Raw genomic sequence first — 24,382 nt, forward strand, 5'->3', positions numbered from 1 at the left:
TATCAAAGAGAAAGAGTAAAACCATTCGATAAATGATTACCTATGAAGTCACACTACGTCATGCATAACTCTGTTGTGCAGAAGAACATTCTGCTGGAATACGCGAAAGATGATGATGAAAATCATCTTCCTGGCTTTGAAGGTCCAGGAATGAAGCGTGCTCTTGATGAGTTGATTCAGCATCTCATCAAGCACAACTACAAGGACCCTTTTGGGAGTAATGATCACAAGCTGAAAAAATCAAAATATATACCGAAGTTTGCGGGTGCACTTATCACCTTGGTTGATGAGGTTGGCACTCAGCTTCTGCAAGAAAAGGATAGGGGAGTTTGGAGCTGCCTTGATGTTAATCCGATGGTTGCCGGAATCATCGAGACCACGTGTGCCTTTCTTCAGAAGAAAGGCTCCCAGGATAGAGGTACTGAGAACTGTGTCTTGCTAGGGATGGGGATGCCGGAGTTCCTGACATTGAACGATTGCGAGTTGCAGTTGGCTCAATCTGCATTCAATGAGTTGGCACTTGCATTGCGCAAAATGCTTTTGAACAAAGGAATGCGTGATGCTGTAAAAAGTTATCGTACAAATGCTACAAAGCGCTATGGCCAGGTGATGCGGGTAACCCGCAGATTCTGGAAGAAATTTTCAAAGATTCTGCTGATTCGGCTGGATTGGGGGCTACGCCATTCAATTCCTGACTTACGTGCAACATTTAAAGATCAGAAAGATTTTGAGGATAGATTGATGGAGGTGAACGAATATCGTGATGCCATGCTTAAGCTGCTCAAGAAGCGCTATGGCTCTGATCTGGCTTTTTATTTCTGGAAAATTGAGTTTGGTGCTCAGCGTGGCCTGCATATGCACTGGATGATTGGCCTGAATGGCTCCAAGCATCAGTATCGCATCAGGACAGCTCGTGCCATAGCGGAGATGTGGGAGTCTGTAATCGATAATGAGAAATCCTACATCTGGAACGTCAATGCCATCCAGTCTACAGGTGAGCCCTTATTGCGTGTGATTCAGTACGACGATCCACTGCTGTGGGAAATCGTAGGTGTCTATGCCGACTATCTAACCAAGGTGGATTACTTCCTCAAGCTGCGTATGCCGGGAAATATGCACAGCTTCGGAGGCACTCAGCTTCGTAATGAATCGTGCAAGAAGCGTGGTCCCCAGAGAAACAAAACGATGACAGAGGCTGATATCAAGCTGGTACGAGGCCCTCAAGGAGGCCGCAAGGTAAAGGGAGAGAAGGCATGAGCGTTTTGAAGGAATGCCTGTTGTTTTATCCGACGGAGTCTTTGCCGCCACTGATGCGTGACTTCATCTACTGCGTGATGCATGCAACGCAGGCCAACGATGCCTTGGTCGGCCCTGTGGTGTTGAGCGTCGCCTCGGCGGCTGTGCAAGGCGTGGCAGACATCCTGACCCCGTTTGGCACTGACATGCCCACCAGTCTGTTCACTGGTGTCGTCGCTTTGTCTGGCGATCGCAAGTCCACGGTGCTGAAGTTGGCCTGTCGCGGTATGGAGGAGTTCGAGCGGGGCATGGAGGGCTATCTTGATCCGGAGATGAGCTTCCGTCATTGGGGCTCGCATCCCTTTTTGCTGGAGGAGGCTACGGAGAAGGGCGTGGTCGATTTTTACGCCAAGGGGGCCAAATCCTTGTTCTATGCCTTGGATGAAGGGGGCATGCTGACACGCAACCTGGATGTGCCTGCGCTGTGCAAGCGTTTCGATGCTGCGCCTATTCGCCACCTCAGTCGTACCCGTGGATTGACCTACGTGGCTGATACGCGTGGTGCACTGTGCATGTTGGTCCAGGACTTGACCTTCAGCCGCATGATGAAAGGTGACAAGGGAGCCTATTTGATCGAATCGGGGCTCTTGCCGCGGATGCTGATGTCGTTTGCTTCAATGTCTGTGGTGGGTCCACTTCCCTTGTGCAGCATGGATGCTCACAACCATGAGTTTCACGAGCGTATCAAAGTGCTGATGCGGGACTACAAGGAGATCTTCATGCACGGCAAGTCCCGCAGCAAGATGTATCTTGCTGCTGATGCGGAACAACTATGGAAAAAGGCTCTTGAAGAGTGGGAGATGCTGTTGCGGGACGGCATGTGGCACAGCATTCGTCCCTTTGTTCGCCGTGCAGGAGAGCAGGCACTGCGCTTGGCAGGGGTCTTGCAATGGTTCACAGCCCCGCAGGAGATGATCGAGTGCAAGTCCATGCAGGCGGCGATTGACATCGTCCAATGGCATCTGCTCCAAGCCCGGGCGGGCTTCGGAAAGCTTCCGCAAGAGGCATTGCAGCAGGAGCTGGCACAAGCGCTTTATGACTATCTGATGCGCCGAGCAGTCAAGTACAACGCCACAGCCACGCCTCGCAACACGTTAATCCGTAGTGCGCCTGTGAGTCTGCGTAAGGCCGATCAACTTGACTTGGCTCTTGACCAACTGGAGCTGGAAGGCAAGGTTGGCTTTTATCCGATGAATACTCGCAAGAATGTGATTTTGACGGCCGCATCAATCGCAGCTATGAATCCAAAAAACACAACAATTGCCAATAATTTGTCGGATAAATTTTAATATTTGATATGTTTATGGCGCCCTACCACGGGGCGCTATTTTTTTTTGCTTGGCATATCAGAGTTGTATATTTTATCAATTAACACTCTGAAATCTTCATCCCTTTTTGACCAATCTTTAAATTTAGTATCGAGATTATCTGCTTGAAGTGTTAATCCATAGTTTTTATTCTTTTGTTTAGCAGATTTTTGATATTCGCTTATTAGCTGGATAAATTCTAGGTAGAAGCAATCATAGAGATTTTTAAAATTTTTGATTTTTCCATTTTTCAGATTGCTTTTGTTGGTGTCTTTAAGTGGTGTATTTAAATTCAGGTCAATTTGAGTAAATAATTTTTTGAATTCGTTGATCAAATCCTGCCTTCCACTGTTTCGTGCAGCACCCGCTTTGGATGATCTTTGCCTTCTTATGTGCTCATCTGTTGGGATGCCTTTTTTCTGAGATGATAATTCGAGTAATTTTTTGGAAGTGATTAGGAGTCTTCTAAAAAGATATCCTATAGAGTTTTTTAAGTCCTCAGAAATATTTTTATCATGAGGAATTTCGTTTCTTATAAATTTTTCGAAGCACTCATCATTAACTGTGATATACATTGTCCATAATCGCTCTATTTTCACGCATAAAAATAATAAGCTGAAGTAGGTTGATTTGAGTGATAAATGATGTGTGGTTGTAAGTAGATTTTTTTCATATGCAAAGTTTGCTTTGTTTAATATGCACTTTGTCTTGAAAGGGTTAGTGTTTTCATTTATTGTTCCCCACCATCTTTTTACCGTTGACTCCCTGGTTTCCTCCGTGTGGAGAAGAACTTCTGTGGATAATTTCCAAATAAAATAGTAATAAATAAATATCTTAAAAACTGCTTCTTGATCAGAAATTGAGTGCTTTTTAATATATTCGTTTAATAATTTTCTGAGAGATGTTGGACTGCTTAATTCGAATAATGAAATGAAGTTTGGTGGCTTATAGTTATTTTTACTTTTATCAAAGTCGTTGATAATTTCTATTCTTCGATGTCTTATTACTGCCAATTAATTTCACCTAATGTTTTTGTAAAAAATTTTCTGAATATATTTAAGATTTTATTCAAATATACTTCTAGTGTGCTGTGATCGGCTTGCAGAACATCTTAAGTCCTTAACTTGGTTTAAAGCTCAGTAGAGTGGGGGCTTCAGCGCCCAGAGCGTCTTTCTGACCGGCCCTCATTGGGCGCTACCGCCTGCGACTTGGAGGCGATAGCAAACTGCTATGAGTCAGCAACTCGTCGTAACTTCCACTTCAGTCAATTTGAGCACTGAAGTAGCCTTTGTACGATATTTTTCATGCAGCGACGTCTCCCCGGAATTTAGTAGCAGGTGAGCTTGGAGTCCAATCCCATGCAACAGAAGATTGGACGAGAGAAAAGATCTACGGAAGAACAGATCATTGGCTTCCTGCGGGAAGCCGAATCGGGCTTACTGTGGCCGAGTTGTGCCGGCGGCACGGTTTCTCCGAGGCCAGTTATGACCTCTGGCGCAGCAAGTTTGGCAGTATGAGCGTGTCCGATGCCAAACGATTGAAGGAGTTGGAAACCGAAAGCGAACGGCTTAAGCGGTTGCTGGCCGAAGCCCTGCTTGAGAACGAGGTGACGAAAGAAGCCTTGAGAAAAAAGTGGTGAGCGCACCCGCATCGCGCGAGTTGGTGCGTCACATGGTCAGCCGTGGACTGAGCGAGCGTCGTTCGCTGCGTGTCATCGGCATGAGCGCCAGTGCCCTGCGCTACAAACCCGCCTGCGACCACAACTGTGCCTTGAAGGAGAAGATCATCGCTCTGGCACAGCGTCATCGTCGCTACGGGGCCAGCATGATCTATCTGAAGTTGCGCCAGGCCGGAGAGATCGTGAATCACAAGCGGGTGGATCGTCTGTATGCCCAAGCCGGTCTTCAGATCAAAAAGCGCAGGCGCAAGAAGATCCCGATATCGGAGCGCCACCCTTTGGTACGCCCGACAGTTGCCAACCAGGTGTGGTCCATGGACTTTGTCTTTGATCGCACAGCGGAAGGACTCAGCATCAAAAACCTCACGGTAGTGGATGACGCAACCCATGAGGCTGTGGCCATCGTGCCGGAGCAGGCCCTGGGTGGCAACCAACTGGTGCGCATTCTGGAGCAACTCGCCAGGACAAGGGGGCTGCCCAAAGCGATCAACGGTAAGGAGTTCTGCAGTCGCGCCATGCTGAGCTGGGCTCATGCCCGAGGTGTTCAGCTGTTTCTGATCGAACCGGGCAAGCCCAACCAGAACGCCTACATCGCATCATTCAATGGGCGCTTTAGGGATGAATGCTTGAACGAACATTGGTTCACCAGTCTGGCGCATGCTCGGGTGATCGTTGAAGCTTGGCGCCGGGAATACAACGAAGAGCAGCCCAAGAGATCGCTTGGTGGACTGACGCCCGCTGCCTATGCCCGGAGGCTGATGTAAAACCCGTCAAATTAACACCGGACTCCAAAGCCTTGTGCTACTAAAAACGGGGGGCGTAGGATGGCCCACTACGTCGACGGTGTCCACCCCCATGAGAGAGATGAGTGGACCCATTATCAGTGAGCTTCCCGCCGATGTGCCCGTTCAAGCCGATGCAGATTGTGCTATCAACCGTGGCTTTGAGCAGCAAATCCGAAATCAGCGATGGTCACTGTTCAGTTGCTGGAATCTTCAGTCGTTGACTCAAGACTTGGATTCTGGCTTCCTCTGCCGCCAAAAAGTGGGTCAGCGAGTTACTGGCACACATGTCGATATCAAGTGTCGCATGTATTTGCTGGCTGATACGCTCAGCACGATCCATGTGACGGGCTAACTCGATGAGGTCAGGCATATTGTCGGCTACCCAGAAACCTGTGGGCATTGCAGCGATCCAAGCATTTATTCGGCGCTGCTGAGATAGAGGGAGCGCAGGATGGGCTCGCAGAGGGACTGTAGGCGTTTGCGCCGATGGATCAGAGTGATCCACGTAAGAAGAACTGAATGCTTTTATAGGCCACATACCAAAAATACCTCCGTATCAGACTCCCTGGGGTAACGATGAATGCGCTTAACTCACCGCATCCGATCGGCCTTGGTCCATAAATTCCGTTGGAAGTGGCATGAACCTAACCCGGAAGGATGTATACCACGGTACCGCCATCGCGGGGTCCAATTTGGCTGAAGCAGTTGAGCAATGTGGATGTGTAACCCAGTAATCTGACGCTCAATCGGCATGGCCATCCCCTTCTAGCCTATCCTGCTTGAAGCAACTCAACTTCGTCTACACCGGACTGCCAATCCACTTCTTTTAGAATTACCCTCCCAGTCGCTGGCACGCTCGCGAGGCTTCGTCGCGTGAGGCGTACACGTCAAATCTGATAGCATAGTCTTCGTAATAAGTGCAACAAATATGTAAATAAGGGGCATGTGCTCGTGGTTAGATCGTTGAAACACGGTAGTTCTGGGGAGTTGATTGGTCGTACACCGACATGCTTTACGACTCTCCGTCCAACGTGGTGGACTGCACTGCGAAAACGCTTCACCGCGTCCGTGCTTGCCTGTGCCCCAGTCTGAGGTCAACAATGACGAGGCGCATCGCAAATCTGACCCAAGGCACTTTTGTTCGAATCGAGTCTTCACCCTATTCCGATTGGGGAGTTGGAAAACTCACCGACATCCAGGGGGGGCTTGCGCGAATCCAGTTTTTTGATGCGCCTGGCGCTGCTTTGCCTGAGGCGGTGGAGGTAGCACTATCGCATGTAAGGGGCGCCATGCTGCCCGTACAAACACGTGTGTATCGCCGCATGCAGGGAGGACGCTGGCAAGTCGGCCGGGTGCAGGAGGGCGAAGGCCCAATTTTGTTTGTCCAGTTTCCCAATGGCGAGACCGTCAACGTTGAGGCCGAACAATTGGAGGTGCGCTGGAGTCGCCCACTTACCGATCCACTGCCACTGCTAGTATCTGAGGCCACAGAAACCCCATTTTTGGCGGATGCGCGGTCACGTTTCGTTCGCGCAGTGGCCCGCCAGCACTTCGCCGCTGCCGGTATCGATGCGGTGCTGTGCTCAGCAATCGATTTGGTGGATTACCAATTCGATGTTGTGCGGCGGGTTCTGACAGACCCGATCCAGCGCTACCTGCTGGCGGATGAAGTGGGCTTGGGAAAGACCATTGAGGCGGCGATCATCGTGCGCCAATACTTCATCGATGATCCATCCGCTGAGGCTGTGTTGATCGTTCCTACTGCTCTGGTGTATCAGTGGCGACGGGAGTTATCCGCACGTTTCGGTCTGGGCAATGAGTTGGACGACCACTTACATGTCATCGCGCATGATGACCTAGATCGTCTGTCTCAAGTCATCGGCAGTGCCGGCATGCTGGTGGTCGATGAGGCTCATCATCTGTCGCGGCAATCCACGGCCGGGCAACATCAGCTTTATGCGTTGCTCGAATCGCATGCCCGACGCGTGCCGCGACTGCTGCTGCTATCGGCCACGCCGGTGTTGGGAAACGCCGAGGAGTTCCTGCGGGTCCTGCACCTGCTCGATCCTGTGGTTTTTCCGTTGGAAGATCTCGAGGGGTTCAAGCGACGGATCGCCTCGCGCCAGGTAGTCGCCGAAGTTGTCTCCACCCTTGTGCCGCAAAACGTCTGGGGACTGGGACCAGATCTTGAACGCTTGTTGGAGAACTACCCCGACGATCCCCTACTGGTCACCAAAGTCGCAGCCCTTCAGCAAGTCCTGAACACCTTCCCGGACGAGGAAAGCGAGTCGTTCCTAGCCGCATTGGACGACCTCAAGACGCACTTGGTCGAGAACTACCGGCTACACCGCCGATTGCTGCGTAACCGGCGCGCGGCGGTGTCTTGGGCGACGCCGCGGCGGGCCGACATGCGACCGGTCGCCTTCACTGGTCAAGCGACGGCAACTTGGCGCGACCGCCTCGAAACCTTGCGCCTCGCCGCGACGGCCGCGGGCAGTTTGACGCCCCCGATCGAGCAGGCTCTGCTGCAATCGGCCGTCAACCCCCATGCCAGCGCGCCGCTAAGGCCAGCGTTGGCGCAAGCCGGTCTCGATCACCCGGACTTGCTGTCGCAGGCCGAGGCGGTGGATCACGCGGCGCAGCGCCTGCGCGACGATCCAGCGCGGATCATCGCGTTATGCCGGCAAGTACGCGCGCTCCTGGAAACTCCGGGCACGCAGGTTGTTGTCTTTTGCGACCGCCCCGAGGACGCGGATCGGGTGGCGCAAGCCTTGGCCGGGCAGGTCGGTGATCGCGTCGTGCGTCACGAACCGGTCGAAGTTGACGAAGATGGCGAGGTCACGGCCCCGCAATGGGAGCAGTTCCTCGCCGCCCCCGAACGCATACGCGTGCTGGTGTGTGATGTGCGCGCCGAGGAGGGAGTCAACCTGCACGGCGGACGCAAAGTCGCGGTTCATTACGACTTGCCCGCCTCACCCAACCGCATCGAGCAGCGCCTGGGACGCCTGGACCGTTATGGCACCGGGGACCCGATCGTGAGCTACGTCTTGCTGGATGAGGCCAATGCGGACGAGGCCGCCTGGGCCTCGGTCCTCGACCATGGGTGGGGAGTCTTTGGCCAGTCCGTGGCCAGTTTGCAGTACCTGATCGAAGCCACCGCCGGACCTTTGGCGCGGGAATGGGTCGAACTGGGCACCGTGGCCCTTGAAACGCAGGCCCAGCAACTAGGCGGCGAGGACGGCTGGGTCCAGCGCGAGGTGCGCCAACTCAATCACCAGGACGGTCTGGATGCCATGGCCAACCGGGAAATTCCCGGCATGGAGACCTTGGAAGACGAAGACAGCGATTGGGTGGAGTGGCGCGCCGCCTTCAAGGCCTTGGCGATCGAAGCACTGCAATTTCATTGGCACAGCGAAGGCGAACCGGGCGCACCCTCCGCAGATACCCCCTTCCGCGTCGGGTACACCTATCGCGACAGCGGCCGCACCACCCTGTTGCCGTTGACGGGGTTCCTCAAGCATTTCCTGGCGACCGTCGATCAGCACGCCGCCGGCGGCAGCGCGCGTCTGCCATTGACACAGCGCTATGCCTTCAAGCGTCAGACCACGACGAGTCGACGCGGTCTGGCCCAGGGTATTCGCCTGCTGCGTATCGGAGATCCACTGGTCACGTCGCTGGAGCAGTTTTGCGCGAATGACGACCGTGGTCGGGCGTTCGCGGTATGGCGGGTTGATCGGCAGTACGAGGTGAGTGACCCCAGCGGGGCAGATCTGTACTTCCGCTTCGACATCTTGGTGCGTCCCGCCTTGCCGAGCGAAGCTCCGGAGGGAGGATCCGGCGCGGACGACCCCTCGCAACGCCTGCATACCCAGGCGCTCGTACGCAAGGCCAGCACCTTCTTGCCTCCGCTGGCCTTGCGCGTGTGGGTGCAGGGCAATGGCGAGATCGAAGTCGACCCTTCGGACTTGCTGACCAGCGAATACGCCGACAGTTGGAAGGGCACACGCCGCGACTTCAATTTGAACGTCCGCCGCTGGCGCAGTCTCCCGGCGGACATCAAGTCAACATGGATGCGCGACTGGGCTGGCTTGTGCGAGCGCCAAAGGCAGACAGCGATGGCAACGGTTCGGGCCCTGCCGCAGTACCAGAGCCGCCTTCAGCAAGCGTTGCAGGCTTGCGTTCAGGAGCGCCGCTTGCGCCGCTCGCAAGGCGATGCGCGGGCCAGTCGCCTGGCCGGTGCCGCCCAGGAACAAGAACTCGAGGAACTGCGCCAAGCCGATGCCATGTACGCCGCGCTGGAGGCAGCAATTGCCCACCCGCACCTTGAACTCGACGTCGTTGGCGCTGTCTTCCTGGCCTCAGATTCGCCGTTTGACGAATGAGCGGCGCTCTGTTTTCTGAGACTGACCTGCGGGCGGCCCTGGCGCACTGGCCGGACAGTGCGCCCGACCTCGAAGGCAAGGGCACCACGAGCGGCCTGATGGACCGCCTTCGGCAATGCCTGCGTGATCTGCTGCGGCAAAGCGGCACCGCCACATTTTTGGACCTGATCGCACTCCTGCGGCATTGGCTATTGGCCCAGGCTCGCGGTGGCGAGGCGCCCTGGCTGGAGGTGCCACTCACACCGCCTTGGCCCTCAAGTCAGGTCTGGAACGACCACGGTTTTGAAGTGGCCGATCTGGGCACCTGCGCCCAAATCCGCCCCCACTACCCACGGCTACCGTGGCTTGGGGAGCAGCACGACCTGTTTGACGATGCGTTCAACGGGATCGAGGCCCGTCTGCCTACGCGTCTGCCATCGGACCCGCCACTGCGCTCACTGCTAGGACTGCCCACCTACACGGGGCCGGGCCAACGCGAAGCCGTCCGGGCGCTGATGCATTTGCCCGCCGACACCACCCTGATTGCCAACTTGCCCACCGGCAGCGGCAAGTCGCTGCTGGCCCAATTGCCGCCGCTGGCGGCCAGCCAAGGCACCCTGACGCTGGTCATTGTCCCGACGGTGGCCTTGGCCATCGACCAAGGTCGCCGGATGGCGGAGTTGTTCAAAAAGCGCGACCCTCAGTGGACGGATCGCCCCCTGTCTTTCCACAGCGGCCTGAGCATCGAAGAGCGTTCGTCCGTCTTTCAGGCCTTGCGCCGGGGTGAACAACGCGTTCTGTTCACCTCACCGGAGGCCGCCACCGGTTCCCTAAGAAGCCTGTTGGTCGACTGCGCGCGCGAGGGGCGCATTTCGCATGTCGTGATTGACGAGGCGCACCTGGTGGTGACTTGGGGCAGTGGGTTTCGTCCGGCTTTTCAACTGCTGCCAGCGCTGATCGCCAGTCTGCGGCAGGCACGTGGCCCCGACGCGCCCCAGCCGATTCGTGTAGTCCTGGCCTCCGCCACCCTCACACCCCACACTGTCACCAGCCTGCAAAGCCAGTTTTCGGGATCGATGGGGCACTGCGTCGTCTCTGGGATTTTTCTGCGCCCCGAACCCCGCTATGCGATGAAGCCGTTGGCGTCGCCGAACACGCGGGTACGGCGTGTGTTGGAAGTTGTCCTCAAGGCACCTCGCCCCTTCATCTTGTATGTGACCCGTCCCGATGAAGCCGAGGAATGGCTGCGACATTTGTCCGAGGCTGGACTAGGCCGGGTCGCCGCCTTCACGGGCGAGACACCCGCCCAGCAGCGCCAGTTGCTGATGGCGTTGTGGGACACCAATGCACTCGATGGGATGGTCGCGACCTCCGCTTTTGGCCTGGGCGTCGACAAGAACGACGTGCGCGCCGTCATCCACGCCACCTTGCCGGAGTCACTCGATCGCTTTTACCAGGAGGTGGGGCGCAGCGGCCGCGACGGCCTGGCTTCGGCCAGTTTACTGCTGTACACGGAACAGGATGTGGAGCAGGCCCGAGACATGGCAGGCCCGACCCTCATTGGCAACGACCTGGGCTATGAGCGGTGGGTGGCCATGCTCGACGATCCGGCTCGTCCGATCACCGCCGATGGCGAGATTTGGGTCAACCTCAATCGCCTGCGCGCCGGCTTATCGAGCCAGGGCAAGAGCAACCGGATCTGGAACTTACGAACGCTCAATCTCATGGCCACCGCGGGCCTCATTGAGATCACGGGCTTGAGTGCCCGCGCCCCCGACGGTGCCACCTCAAACGACGATCAGGAGTACACCGACGCGCAGGTGACGTTTGCGAGTGTGCGCATTCGCCATCCCAACCACCGTGATGTCCTGGTGTTCGACGAACGCATGAATGCTGCGCGCGACGGCCTGCTTCAGGCTGCCGGCGACGCATTCACCTTGATGTACCGCGCCGCGCAGGCGCAGATCGAGATCTCGCAGGCCTTGATCCAACTCTATGGCCTCGCGTTACCCAATCATTGGGGCCCGGTCACGGCGTTCTGTGGCGGGTGCAGCCAGCACTGGGGGGACCGGCGCATGCCAGTGCGGCAACTGAAACCGTTCGTGGCCAGGATCGACCGGTTCTCCCCAAGGCTCGAGGAAACGCCCGAACTGCAAAGCCTGCCGCGCGAGCAAGCCAATCTCGCATTTATCGCCACGGCAGATCTTGCTCGTACCTGTGCGGATAGTCGCTCGAGCTTGGCGATGCTGTTGCAAAAGGTGCGCCCCCACTCACTGTGGATCCCGCACTCGGCCAGCGACAGCCTGATCGATTCGATCATTACCCAGCTCATAGCGGTTCGCAGCGACACCTTCGTGGATCGCTTCGATCCACGCGATCCCACCGCGCTGCGCGGTGGTTCAGCTGAAGTCCGGTTCCTGTTGTGGCTCGAGCCGATGATTACGCCTGAAGCCGCTGCGGCCCTGCGGACGTCTCCCAGTGCGCTGACAGTCGTCTTCATCCACACCCAATTGCCGGACCCCAGCCGTCCGGATCGGCCGTGGTCCTCGGTGGTTGCCCATGCCGACGAGGACACGGTCTTGCGAAAGTTGATTGCATGAGCTTGTTAAACATCACCAACGACGGGCTGCCCAATATCCTGGTCGTGCTGCATGCCACGGTATTGCGCGCCACCAAGCCCATGGCCGAGGCAGATCTGTTGGAGGCCGTATCGCCGGCCGCGATCGTGGAAGACGATGGACAGATGACCCGCAACACCTTGAATCGGTGGACGGAACTGGGACTGTTTGTTCGTGAAAACGGGCTGATTTCGGTCAAGGAAAGGCTACCGGGGCGCCGCGCCACGGCGCTTGAAATACTGCCGTTCACCCGGCGAATGGCTTGTCGCCAGGCCCTGGCGGAAGAAAACAACCCCGACCTGTGGGCCAGCCAGAGCGCACGGGCTGCCGACCTCACCCGCTCGCTGGCATGGATGCTGGCGCAGGACGTCTACCGGGCCTCCTTCGCCCAGTTTGAGACGCAGGAGTCGCAGCAGATTTTTGATCCAGAGCGTCTGCTTATGCGTAACTCGACCCGTCGCTCAGGCCTACAGTACTGGGCACCCTTCCTGGGGTTCAGCCGGCATCCGTTTGCAGCGGTGGATCCGACCGTTGCTGTGCGAGATGCCCTCGCGGAGGTGCTGGGGCCAGGCGAGGGCCTGCCCGCGCCCCAGTTCGTGGAGCGCTTGGGGACGGTCTTGCCGGTGTTGGACGGCGGGCGCTGGCAGCTCGAGGTGCTGAAGTATGTGGCCCCCGCAGCGCTGCCGCCACGCCAACCCGGACAACTCTCCAGCGCCCTGTCGCGCGCGCTGCTGACCCTTTGGGACAGTGGCGAGTTGCTGCTGCAGCAAAAGGCCGACCTCGGCAGTTCGGTGACCCTCACCGGCGCGGGGGGCGCCCGCAGCGACCTGACCTTTCAATGGATCGCCCGTCCGCAGGAGACCACGGCATGAGCTCCCTGGAACAGTACTGGCCATCGGTCGAACATGCGACCGAGTGCCTGCGCACTGAAGCCGAGACGGTTGATGAGGCATTGCTGTTGGCCGTTCACGAGCCGACCACCTTGTTGCGTCGGGCAGCGCAGACCGGTGTTGAAATCGCGGCCGACGAAGTGGCCTTGCTCAATGAGTTGATGCGCCCGGTGACTGATGGCAGTGCGGTCGTGATTGCCATCACGGGCGCCTCCGGTGTGGGCAAGTCCCACATGGTCCGCTGGCTGCGCGCCCAACTGCAGCGGCACCCCCGCCGCCAGGAATTGGTCGTGGTGTCGATTCCCAAGACCGCCAGTCTGCGCCGCGTGGTCGAATTGATCCTGGAGCCGCTCGCCAGCGAAGAGTACGAAGCGCTCAAGCGCGAATTGGCGAGATCATCCGAGCAATTGACGCCCTCGACTGCTGCCGAGTTACTCGCCGCCGCGTTGGGCGAGGGACTCAAGGAGTACCGGGACCGAACCGCCGAGTTGGTGAAGGCCGCACCGACCGAGAACAGTGCTCTAGCCCCACATGTGGCTGTGGCCGAGCATGCGCGCAGTTTGATCCAAGCGCCGGAAGTGCGGGAGATGTGGCTGAGCAAGGTGCTCCATCGCATCGTGGGGGCCAGCCTGGGTGGCGCCTCCAACCCCGCGGACCGGCAATTTCGCGCGGACGACCTGGCCCCGCCGGAGCAAGCCGCGGGGCAAGAGTTGCCCCAACGGGCACAAATGGCGCTGGCTTTTTTAGGCAACGCCAATGGCCGGTTCCGCAGCACCGCGGCGGACATCCTGCAAGAGGTTCTCGACGGCGCGCTGCGCACCGTGTTCCGCGTCACTGAGGCCCTTCAGCAAAAGTCCATCCAGGACGTGGTCGACGACATTCGTCGTCAGCTGCTCAAGGATGGCAAGGAGTTGGTCCTCCTGATCGAGGACTTGGCGGCCTTGTCGGGGATTCAGCAGCCGCTGCTGGACATCATGATTGCGGAGAGCGATGAGCACGGCCGCCGCGTCCGCGCGCCCATTCGGACCGCGGTGGCCGTGACCGACGGTTTCCTGGCCGGCCGCCAAACGGTGCTCACGCGGGCCAAGGAGCAGTGGGTGGTCCCCAGCGAAGGCTTGGCCGAGGACACCATCGTCAGCAAACTGGTTGACCTGACGGGGCGCTACCTGAATGCCGCACGCTGGGGTGTCCAATACCTGAAGCAGGAGTTTGCTCGGTCCAGCCAGACTAGCCAGGACCTCTACGCCTGGGTGCCCAATTTCAATGAGACATTAGATGCCGCTGCGGCGGAACGGCTGGACGCTTTTGGTCGCAGCCGCCAGGGCTATCCGCTATTTCCCTTCAATACGCACGCCATTCGAGGCCTGGCGGAAGCCGCCATGAAGCAAGGGGGAGTCTGGACCTACAACCCCCGGGCCTACATCAATGAAGTCTTGCGCAAGACTTTGGCTGAACGTCCGGCGTTCATCGCAAGGCATTTCCCGCCCGCGGGCTTCAAGTCGCCCCGCCTGGTGGCCGAAGTGCGTACCGAGTTGCAGCGCAAAGGCTACACCCAGGAGCACGCCCAACAGTTGGAAGCGGCGTTGCACTTTTGGGCGGGCAGTCCGAGTCGTCTGGCGGCGGCCCCGGTACCGCGCGCGGTGTTTGAGGCGTTCTCTCTGCCGTGGCCGTTCGGTACCGCCAGTGCGCCGATCTCACCGGTCGCGCCACCGGTACCGAGGGATCCTCCACCCCCAGGTCCCCCCGGGACCCCGCCACAGCCCTTGCCCCCAGTCCCGCCGTCCGTACCCGTCGATGCGATACCAGCCGCCCCCGACATCTCCGCGTACGCGGGCGCACTGGAAGCGTGGACGCCAACCAATCGCTTGCCCAACGCCCACGCGCGAGAGACCCGCAACCTGATCGCCCAGGCTTTGGACGAACGCATGGATCTGGGCAATTTCTGCCTGAAAGGACAGAAGGTTGATGCCAGCTGGTTCTGGCTTCCGCCCACGGCCACGGCTGGCAACCCGCCCAGTGGTTTGGTTGTCCAGGTGGTACGACCGGACCAAGCCATCCCTCCTGGCGTTGTCGCCGGTCTCAAGGCCCTAGCGCGCTGGGAGAAAAACGGCAAAAGCTGGTTCTATGCAAATGCGGAAACCGACTACGCCGCGGCCAATGCCCTGCTCGATGGGTTGGAGCACCAGGTCTTGCAGGCGCTGGCCGCCGAGGCAGAACGTGACGCAGGTATGGTGGCCCGGGCGCTCCATATCCAAAGCGTCTTGCTGGGACTGAGCAGCCGAGGACAGCCGGACAGCCCCAGCCTGAAGGCGTTGACCGGCGCCAGCCCCGACGAATCGACCTACATCGATCCGCGCGTGGGGGCCTCCGTCGGCCAAACGCTGGCGGTGCGCAGCAAAGCCACTGCGGCGCGCGCCGAGTTGCAAGATCGCCTCAAGCAATTGATCGGCTGCTTCCAGGGCGCCACCGGAGGCAAGGTGCTGGCCATCGATGCCGACCGCCTCAAGCGAGCGTGGAAGACGGAGTTGCCGGCCCGATGGAGCCTGGGATTGAAAGGCCGTGGTCTGAGCGAAGCAGCCTCCGACGTCCTCGAACGGGTCTCCAGCGGCAGCCTGCCCACGCTGGTCAACAACCTGCAAAGCACGGTTCAAGTGCTGCTGCCTCAAACCAGCGCCGCATTCGACGCGGAGCACGCCCGCGTGGCCTGGCGCGACGAGATGAGGTTGCTGGTGCAAGAGGCCTTGCAACTGTCCGTCTGGCCTGCGGGGCAGCGCGAGTCGGAGATCCGCGCCGTTATCGACCGCTTGGCACAGGAGAATATGGAATCGGTCATCCAGCGCCTGCGTAAGATGAGTATTCCTCCCTCAGATGAGCCGGCGCCGGTGCGATTGGCCGAACTCTGTGCCGTTCCGTTGCCCCGGCTGAGTCAACTGGCGTGCGACGTCGCGGAGTTGAGTCGCTTTTTCAGCGAACTCACGCGACTGATTGACAGCCAGACCCGGTCTGTCGAACTGGAGCAAGCGCTCGCCCAGCGGGAAGAACTGATCAAAAGCCTGGAGTGGGAGCGCTGATGTCGACGCTGATTCAGTCTTGCAGCCAACTGCGCGCCGGCCTGCAAAGGGCCAAGGTCGCCAACCAGACGCGCCAGGAAATCTCCGCGTTGCAGCAGCGCATGCGTGAGTGGGGACAGCACGCGACGACCCGTCACGCTTTGGCTGAAAAGGCCCGCATCGTGGACCCGGCCCTGCTCGAACGCGAAGACATCGCGCAGGCGGACCGCAGCGTGAAAGCCCTGGCCGAACAGGCCAGGCAAGTGCTTCAAGCAGGCGGCAATGTGCAGGACCTGGCAGCGGACAGTCTGTGGACCCGCCTGACGAATGCCGCGGAGTCGGCCAATGAGCGGGTCCAAGAAGCCGCGCGGGCGCAGTGGCGTCAATTTGTCGAGAACCTTGGCCACGTCGATTCGCCTTCGGTCCTGGAGGGGCGGATGCTCAAGACGCCCGCCAATGAAGCGCTCCTGGCCACCTACAAGCAGCAGCACGCGAGGTACCAGGCGGCGGTCCGCAACGACTTGCCTACCAGCGCCGCAACGCAGGAAGAACTCGCCAAGGCCGTGGCGGTGTTACAGGGCTTGCGCGAGCAACTCAAGGGCACTGCCCCCGACGCTGTCCGCCTGTTTCTGAAAGCCATCGAGACGGGCGGCGCTGCCCTGGAGTTGCTCACCCCCGAGGTGATGGAGTGGTTACGCGCCAACGATGACCCCGCTCGCTTCGTGATCAAGCCGAAGACGACCCAGACATGGCGCTAGCTCCGGACCTCCAACTCGCCGAGTTCGCCCTGGATGAACTCGAAGCCCTGGAGGCGCGCTGCCTGGTCTGGGGTCTGGTGGACAACGCCCTCAGCCGCGATGAGGTGATGGCCGCTTTGAAGCGAGTGCTCGACGCACCCAAAGCGCAACCCGTCAAAGACGATCCGAACTGCAGCATTCAAACCGCGCGCGACCTGCGCGATTTCTTGGTCACGCACAAGATGCTGTTTGAAGTGCCGTTTGTGGCCGACGAGGAGCCACGGTGGCGCACGCGGATGGCCGAGGGCGTGCGCTTGGTCGCGCAGTTGCGTCAACTGTTCCCTAAGCATGAAACCCACAAGTGGGCGGAAGCCGCGACGTTGGTCGCCGACTACCGTTTCCTGCGTCGGCCGCGGCGCTACCCGCGCCGGGACCTGGGCGGCTCGCAGGTTTTCGCCACGCTGAGTGAATCTGTCCGTTCGCCCTTGCTATTGGAGGCCATCAAGACGTGGCTCGACCACTTGGATAAGGGCGGCGGACTGGCTCGGTTCCAGGTCAAGTCCGCCGAGCGCATCCTGGCCGGCCTGGAGGCGCGCAGTTGCACGGGAACCCTGGTCTCGGCCGGAACGGGCAGCGGCAAGACCTTGGCGTTTTACCTGCCCGCGTTGTCTTGGCTGGCGGCGCAACGGGTGCAGGCGCCAGGCACGCGGGGGGTGCGGGTCCTCGCGCTGTACCCCCGCAACGAACTGCTGAAAGATCAACTGGCCGAGGTCTACGGCCAATGCCGCAAGTTCGATAGTTGGATCACCCGACAGGGCGGGCGGCCTTTGCGTGTGGGTGTGTTGTACGGGGACACGCCTACCAAAGCAGCCAAGGCCCTGGACAAACGCAGTTGGCCTTACCACCCGCAGGGCAAACGCGTGCCATTCTTCAATTGCCCCGACGACAGCCAGCACGGGGAAATGGTGCTGCGACGCGACGATGTGACGCAAGATCGCGAACGCCTGGTCTGCCCCCACTGCAGTGCCGTGGTCGACGTCCACACGCTGGCCTTCACCCGCGATGCCATCAAGGCCGATCCTCCAGACATTCTCTTCACGTCGGTGGAGATGCTCAATCGCCATCTGCCCAGCAGCGATTTGCGTCATGTCTTTGGGGTTGGCCCCATGGCCGACCGCGCACCCGATCTGATCCTGCTGGACGAGGTGCACCTGTACGCCGGCAGTTATGGCGCTCAAGTGGCGTACCTTCTGCGGCGTTGGTGGGCCGCCAGCGGCCGACGCTCCAGTTTTGTCGGTCTGTCCGCCACGATTGCCGACGGCCAGTCCTTCTTTTCCCACCTGACCGGCTTAAGCGAAGGGGTGGTCGAGGAAATCAAGCCCCTGGAGGACGAGATTGTCGAGGAAGGAGCCGAGTACATGTTGGCCCTGCGCGGTGACCCGGTCTCTCAGACAGCCTTGCTGTCCACCACGATTCAAACGCTGATGCTCAGCGCGCGGCTGTTGGATCCTCCCGGGACCTTCGACCGCAAAACCATGCCCTTTTTCGGCTGGCGGGCCTTTGCGTTCACCGACCAGTTGGACGCTACCAACCGTCTGTTCAAGGATTTGCTCGATGCCGAGGGCCGCTACCCCAATGGCGGGGCCCCAAACCTGAACAAGCATCCGGACGGCGGATTGGCACGGCTGCGCCAGGGAACTTCGCCCATCAGCGGCTCCGCGCGGTACTACGCCGGTCAGGACTGGAGTGTTCCTGAAGCGATCGGTCACGACCTGACGTACCGCCTGGGCGTTGGACGAACCACGGCGCTGGACAGTGGGGTCAGTGGCAGCACGGAGGTGGTGGTGGCCACCTCTGCGCTCGAAGTCGGCTTCGACGATCCTGCCGTGGGCGTCGTGGTGCAGCACAAGGCTCCCCGCGACATTGCATCTTTCCTGCAACGCAAGGGCCGCGCGGGCCGCACGCGCCACATGCGGCCCTGGACCCTGGTGATCTTGACGGATTACGGTCGGGACCGACTGGCGTACCAGGCCTACGATCAGTTGTTCGACCCAGACCTGCCGGCGCGCCAGCTGCCGATGGCCAACCGCTACGTCCAGCGCATGCAAGCCGTGTACGCGCTGCTTGACGTATTGGGCGACTGGACCTGCCGCGACCATCCGCCGCTGTCGGTGTGGCGGGATTTGTCCCATCCGAACAACGAAGCCTTGCCGCCCGGCTGGAATCCCGCCGCCTTCGCCGCCGTCAAGCGCTTGGCCGAGCACGTGCAGTTTCCCCTGACGGCGCCCGGTTGGCAGGCACTTCGGGTCCAGGCCCGCGACCTGGGCCCGAACGGTCATTCGACCGCCATCAAATTTGCGGGCGTTAACTGGCTGAACAAGCGCCTGCAGCACCAGCGCGTGGTCAAACTGCTCATCGAGGTGCTGGAAAACCCCGCGCGGGCCGAACGCCTGGCCCGGGATCTGGCCGACCGCTTGGCCCTGGGAAGCGATGACCTGAACATATTGATGTGGAGTCAGCCTCGTCCGCTCATGCTGGGGGCCATCCCCACTGCGGTCCGACGCCTCGCCTCCGGGTGGCGCGCCCGCGGTCGTCCAGGCGAGGACCACCAGGCGGGGCACCCCCTGCCAGACTACATTCCTGCCAGCCTGTTCGACGACCTCAGCCTGCCTGAGATGCGCATCGACCTCGTCGCACAACAGGGCGAGTTGGAGGATCAGTACATGCCGGTGCAACAGGGCTTGGGAGAGTTTGCACCTGGCAAAGTCTCCCGTCGCTACGACGACGCCTTGTGGTTGGGGGTCGATGGCGACACGCTGGCTCGGTTCTTTGCTTGCGGCACGACCGATTTGTCGGAAGACGCCGATCTCCTGCCGTGGTTCACACTCGATGCCAAGCGCGATTTCATCGCACCGCATGGCACCGCGCTGACCACCTTCAAGGCGTTTCGTCCCCAAGCGGCTCACCTCCAACGCGTGCCTCGCGCTGGCAATGGCGTACCGGAGTTGAGTGACACCTCCAATGCCCAGTTGGCCTGGCGGTCGTTTCACCTGGCGCCACACCAGGGTTTGACCCTGGTCACACCCGCCCATATCGGCATCAGTCGGTTGATCAAGCAGGTGGTCCTGTACACCCATGCCGAGCAGGCACACGCGGAGGTCAGGCGCTACGCGGTCGGCTCGCGCGCCGAGTTGCGACTGCGTTCGGGGAGTAAGACGGAACGGGTCACGGTGGACTGGCAGTTCCGGCATGAGGGTCATCCCAGCGGAGTCGGGTTTGACATTGATGTCGACGCGCTGGCGCTGGTGCTCGACTTACCGCTGGATCTCAGTCAAGTCATCGACTGGACCGACCCGCAGCGCCAACGCGCCGCCCGTGCCTCCCGGTACAACTGGGAGGCCCGTGAAAACGCGGCGTTTTGCGCAGCGGTGCCCAATCCTTTCCTGCGCGGATGGATCGCCCAGATCTTCCAGATCGCGGCCCTGCAGGTCTCGGTCGCGCAGGTCATCGACTTGCAGCAAGCCCTGGACCGGGTGGCCGATGGCACCCAGATGGATGTCCTGCTGGCGGTTTTGCAGACCGTGTTCCAGGTGCCGGATCTGGACAATGGCGACGAAGGTTCCGACAAACTGCGGCAAAAGCTCAATGAGGCACTGAAGTCCGACGCGGTCCGCCAAGCGGCGCGTGTCGCAGCCCGGGTGCTCGTCGAACCCATCGACACGGAATGGAACGAGTGGCTGTCCCTGTCGATTCGCGCCACCCTCGGTGCGGCCTGCCTGGATGCGATTCAGCAGGCCTGTCCGCAGATCGATCCCGACGGGTTGGTCGTGGACATTGTGGTGCGGCGCGACGACGGCACCGAACCCACGCAGCCAGAAATCTGGATCTCGGAGGTCAATCCGGGGGGCAACGGCCTCATCGAGAGTGTCGCGGAGTTACTGACCAGTCGGCCTGACAGCCTGTATCGGCACATCGAGGCAGCACTGGGACCGCGTGACTTCGAATGGACCAACGCCCAGTTGCGACAGGTGGTGCAATGGCTCGGGGGCGGACAGCCTGATGCGGACGTGACCCAGGCTGTGGGCATGGTGCGGCAAGCCATGAACTCCGCCGACGCATCGCAGCACTTTGCCGCGCTGCGCACGATGCTGGTCACGCGCGGGCAATCCATCTTCCACGGCTACAGCGTGGCGTTGAGCATGCGGCTGTTGCGCCCAGACAGTCCCAGCGAATTGGATCGCCTGTTGGCGTTGATTCATGAGCGCTGGGACGAGCTGGAAGCGCTGCACGGGGTGGAGGTCGATGTCCGTGTCCTGTGCGCTCTGTTCAGCGTCGACGACCGACTGGACCAAGCCTTTGAAAACGCCGGCCAACTCCTGCCGGCCGACAATCGACGAGCCTGGCGCTTCGGCGTACTCATGGGCCTGCTCTGGCCCCAAGGCCATGCCCTGCGTGCGGTTGCCATGCCCTGGTCGAATCGCTTTTCGCCGTTCAGCATTGACACCGAGCGCCTGTTGCTGGCGCAGTGGCTGACGCCCCGCCCGGACCCCATCGATCCGGCGCATCCGGATTGGGAGGAGCAAGTACGCGAGCGACTGCTGACAGCCTCTCGCGCCGTCGTGTCGGTGCCGGCCAGCCATGCGGGCCAACTGCTGCCGAAGGTGGTCGCGGCCTTGGTGACCGAACCAGTGCAGTTCGAGTACCTGAACGTCTTTGCCCAACTCATCGAGGTCAGGCGACTCGGTGACCGCATCGAGTGGACCTTCTCGATCCCGGATACGCTATGACCAACGTACGCTACATCTTCAAATCGGCGACAACCGCGCCGCGGGCGGCCCGGGACGTGTTGGCGATGGTGCTGGCGGAGGAACTGCTGCTGCCCAGCAAAACCATCTACCTCGCCGCTCCCTGGGTCACAGACATCGTGATCTTCGACAACTCCACCGGGAGCTTCGAGGGCCTCAATCCGGAGTGGGGTCGCCGCGAAATCCGCTTGATTGAGGTACTCGTGGCCATTGCCGCCAACAACACACGCCTGGACATCCGGGTGCGACCCGATCCCCACAACAAACCATTTGGCAAGCGTTTGTCTGCGGCGTTGGCGGACATCGGCCTGCAGGACGCTTGCGTGTGGTCGGAGATCCCAGATTTCCATACCAAGGGTCTGCTGACCGATCGAGTCTGGATTGGTGGCTCCATGAACTTTACCGAGCGGGGAATCGGTTTGAACGCAGAGTCCTTGACAATTGATTTCAATCCGCAAAAGGTGGCCAGCATCCGCCTGGAATTCGCAAACCATGGCACCAGTCTCTAGCACATCGGCCAACACAGCAGCGGCAACGGCGCAGGCCGTGCTCGGTAGGTTCTTTGCGGCCGTTAATACCTATGCCAATCCCTTGACCGGTACGGTGCCCGTGAACAAACAGGCGGTGCCGCAGGCCCTGGTCTCGGCGATTTCCAGGTATGGCAAGGGCTTCAAGGACCGGCCGCTTCTGTTGCCTTTTTTGGAGGCAGGAGCCGAACGGACCTGCTGGCTTGCCTGTGCGCATGACGAATTGAGTGCGCGGGGCCTGCACGACGAGATGATGGCCTTTGTAGGTCCGAGCTTCGGGGATTTCGAAAAAGACGGCGCGGCCCTGTCTGCAACACAAGGCAGTGCCAGATCCGTCCTGACCCAGGCGGGCTTGCACGTGAGCGCTTTCTTTGCGATCACGCCCAAGCTTGAGTCTCGGGTCATCGCTAGTTGGCAGCGCTATTGGCAACTACTCGAGCAGAGGCCTGCGCGCCCCCGCCAGGAATTGCGTACCTTCCACCAGTTGCGTGCCGCGTTTGATCGCGCCCTGGTGGCCCGCAACGAGAAGGATGCCTTGGCCGCGATGGCGGCTCTGCGCGAGCAGCACCGCCTCAGCGCTGAGAACCGTGCCTTCCTCGAAATCCGATTGCACGCGGCCCTGGGACGCTGGGACCGGATCCTGGCCCACCCCCAATGGGACGACCTGCTCAAGGTTCGCCTGCCGCCGGAGACTTACGGCGACATTTGGGATGCACTGTACGAGACCTACCTTGCCCCCGTGGAGGTACGGGGAGTTGCCGACGATCTGGTAGAGGCCTTCGCCCAGCGCGTGCGCATCATGGCCACGAACCTGCTCAAGGGACGCGGTCGCAGTCGCCGACCCGCCGCGCTCAAAGGCTTCCTGCTGCACGAGTTGTCGTTGGACGAGCCGTCGGCCCAACTGTGCGCATCCCTGCTTCAGGAGTTGGGGGCGCACGCGTTCGGTCCGGCTTCCGAGGCAATTGCCACGATAGCTCGGGCATTGCAGCCCAAGTCGGGGCTGGAGCAGGCGCTGCACGAGATGGAGTTGGAGCGCTACGAACAAGCATTGGCGCTGCTGCAACCGTTGCCAGACTCGATCGAGGTCCTGCAGGCACAATTGCGTTGTGCCAAGGAGATCGGCCATCCCGGCCAGGCCAGCGCAGCCATCGACCGACTCCAGGCGGCCAACGCGGAGATGGCGATGAAAGCGCGGCAGGCTCGGCCACGGCTTCTGGCGGATGTCGAAAAGCTCGCTGCGCAAAACATCACCACGGCCACGCTGCCGGGTCCCCAATCGCCCCCCGGTCCCGGCAAGGCCGACGACTTGCTGGTGTACTGGCGGGAACTGGTTCACTCACCTGAGGCCGCGGCCATGCTGGAGCAGCCCAGTTTTGTTCAGTCGTTGTTATCGACGATCGAAGATGTCGCCCTCGACACGTCGCCCTTGTTCGAATCCTTGTTGCCGATCTGGTTCGACTGGCTGGTGATTCGCACCACGCCCGCCAGCGCGCTGATGAAGGTCTACCTCGGCTTCATCGAAGCGCTGCATGTCCGCGACCGCGCGGGCGAAAGCGAACGGGAGATGGTCCGACTGGCCACGCGCCATGCGCTGATCGCAGGCCTCACGCCCTCTGAATACACCGGCCTGGTTGACCGCCTGGGCGATGTGTTCTCCGAATCACCTTCACCACGAGAAATCGGCTGGGGCCTGGACCTGGCAGACTTGCTGGCCGTTCACCCGTGCAGGGATGACGAGGCGCGCCTTCGGTGGACCGCCAAAGTGCTTCAGGCAGCCAACCAAATCTGGGCTCGTCTTTCGACCGCCGAGCGGTGCCTGCTGGAATTGCTGGCACAAGAAGCGGAGTTCCCTCTGCCGCCAAGGCCAGCGGAGGATACCGACGGCGAGGCACAGGTTCGCGCGGACATTCAGGCGCGCATCTTTCTCTACAGCCTGGATACCCACGCCATCCGCCGAGCAGCGCTAGTCCTTGAAGCAGCGTTTCCACAAGCCAAGATTGACACCAACTCCGATGAAACCTGTACGCCTCGCCTGAGGACTGGAACCCGTCACGCCGACTGGGTGGTGTTCGTCTCGGGGGTCGCCACCCACCAGGCCTTTTTCTGCATCAAGGCCGCCGTGCGTGCAGATGCGGCCTTGCTTCAAGTCGACGGCAGTGGCACCACACGTATTGTGGAACGCGTGATACGGCAAAGCCAGTTGGTCTCGGCCACGCCCGCGGCCTGATCAGAAGAGTTACCCTCAGCACAGCACGCACTGGTGTGCCGTGCCCTGGCCAAATTAGGCTGAGGCGGCACAATGCGAGCTGTGGTTCGAGATAGATCGGT

12 protein-coding genes and 1 pseudogene are annotated in these 24,382 nt (G+C 60.0%); 11 read left to right on the forward strand and 2 right to left on the reverse strand.

Translation table 11 applies throughout. The features are described 5' to 3' along the window. The first annotated feature begins 42 nt into the window (after positions 1-42). Entirely contained in the window at positions 43-1,257 is a 1,215-nt protein-coding gene (locus CTATCC11996_RS13560; protein WP_003077043.1) for a YagK/YfjJ domain-containing protein, read from the forward strand. Next, the gene (locus CTATCC11996_RS13565; protein WP_003077045.1) at positions 1,254-2,585 is read left to right on the forward strand and encodes a DUF3987 domain-containing protein; all 1,332 of its coding nucleotides are present in this window, start codon (positions 1,254-1,256) and stop codon (positions 2,583-2,585) included. Before CTATCC11996_RS13560 ends, CTATCC11996_RS13565 begins: the two co-directional genes overlap by 4 nt. Before the next feature lie 35 nt (positions 2,586-2,620). Here the strand turns inward: CTATCC11996_RS13565 and CTATCC11996_RS25535 are convergent, their stop codons facing one another. Beyond that, positions 2,621-3,616 carry a hypothetical protein gene (locus tag CTATCC11996_RS25535; protein WP_138983857.1) on the reverse strand — a complete coding sequence of 332 codons (996 nt, stop codon included), beginning with the start codon at positions 3,614-3,616 and terminating at the stop codon, positions 2,621-2,623. A 345-nt stretch (positions 3,617-3,961) separates the two neighbouring features. Here CTATCC11996_RS25535 and CTATCC11996_RS13575 point away from each other — a divergent pair. Then, positions 3,962-5,039 (forward strand): annotated as a pseudogene (locus CTATCC11996_RS13575) (IS3 family transposase); the annotation flags it as partial. A gap of 214 nt (positions 5,040-5,253) precedes the next feature. Here CTATCC11996_RS13575 and CTATCC11996_RS13580 read toward each other — a convergent pair. Continuing rightward, entirely contained in the window at positions 5,254-5,466 is a 213-nt protein-coding gene (locus CTATCC11996_RS13580) for a hypothetical protein (protein WP_003077051.1), read from the reverse strand. A gap of 700 nt (positions 5,467-6,166) precedes the next feature. Between CTATCC11996_RS13580 and dpdE the strand changes: the two genes are divergently transcribed. From dpdE to dpdD, 8 genes are read left to right on the forward strand one after another with little or no spacing between them, the layout of a single operon-like run. Then, positions 6,167-9,448 (forward strand): protein DpdE, encoded by a 3,282-nt coding sequence (gene dpdE / locus CTATCC11996_RS13585; RefSeq protein ID WP_003077052.1) that lies wholly within the window; start codon positions 6,167-6,169, stop codon positions 9,446-9,448. Then, positions 9,445-12,027: a protein DpdF gene (dpdF, locus tag CTATCC11996_RS24620; protein WP_003077054.1), complete on the forward strand. Its 2,583-nt coding sequence runs from the start codon at positions 9,445-9,447 to the stop codon at positions 12,025-12,027. Before dpdE ends, dpdF begins: the two co-directional genes overlap by 4 nt. After that, positions 12,024-12,917, forward strand: a complete 894-nt coding sequence (dpdG, locus tag CTATCC11996_RS13595; protein ID WP_003077055.1) for a protein DpdG — start codon at positions 12,024-12,026, stop codon at positions 12,915-12,917. The genes dpdF and dpdG overlap by 4 nt, the downstream gene beginning before the upstream one ends. Beyond that, complete coding sequence (gene dpdH, locus CTATCC11996_RS13600) at positions 12,914-16,006, forward strand: protein DpdH (protein WP_003077057.1); 3,093 nt, start codon at positions 12,914-12,916, stop codon at positions 16,004-16,006. The genes dpdG and dpdH overlap by 4 nt, the downstream gene beginning before the upstream one ends. Beyond that, the gene (locus tag CTATCC11996_RS13605) at positions 16,006-16,743 is read left to right on the forward strand and encodes a hypothetical protein (protein ID WP_003077060.1); all 738 of its coding nucleotides are present in this window, start codon (positions 16,006-16,008) and stop codon (positions 16,741-16,743) included. The genes dpdH and CTATCC11996_RS13605 overlap by 1 nt, the downstream gene beginning before the upstream one ends. Then, a complete protein-coding gene (gene dpdJ, locus CTATCC11996_RS24625) occupies positions 16,734-21,509 on the forward strand; it encodes a protein DpdJ (protein WP_003077061.1) in 4,776 nt (1,591 codons plus the stop codon). The genes CTATCC11996_RS13605 and dpdJ overlap by 10 nt, the downstream gene beginning before the upstream one ends. Next, the gene (gene dpdK / locus CTATCC11996_RS13615) at positions 21,506-22,036 is read left to right on the forward strand and encodes a phospholipase D-like domain-containing protein DpdK (protein WP_003077062.1); all 531 of its coding nucleotides are present in this window, start codon (positions 21,506-21,508) and stop codon (positions 22,034-22,036) included. The genes dpdJ and dpdK overlap by 4 nt, the downstream gene beginning before the upstream one ends. Beyond that, positions 22,020-24,281, forward strand: coding sequence for a protein DpdD (gene dpdD, locus CTATCC11996_RS13620; RefSeq protein ID WP_003077064.1), 2,262 nt, complete (start codon positions 22,020-22,022; stop codon positions 24,279-24,281). The genes dpdK and dpdD overlap by 17 nt, the downstream gene beginning before the upstream one ends. Positions 24,282-24,382 lie beyond the last annotated feature (101 nt).

The sequence above is a fragment of the Comamonas testosteroni ATCC 11996 genome (genome assembly GCF_000241525.1).
GTDB lineage: Bacteria > Pseudomonadota > Gammaproteobacteria > Burkholderiales > Burkholderiaceae_C > Comamonas > Comamonas testosteroni.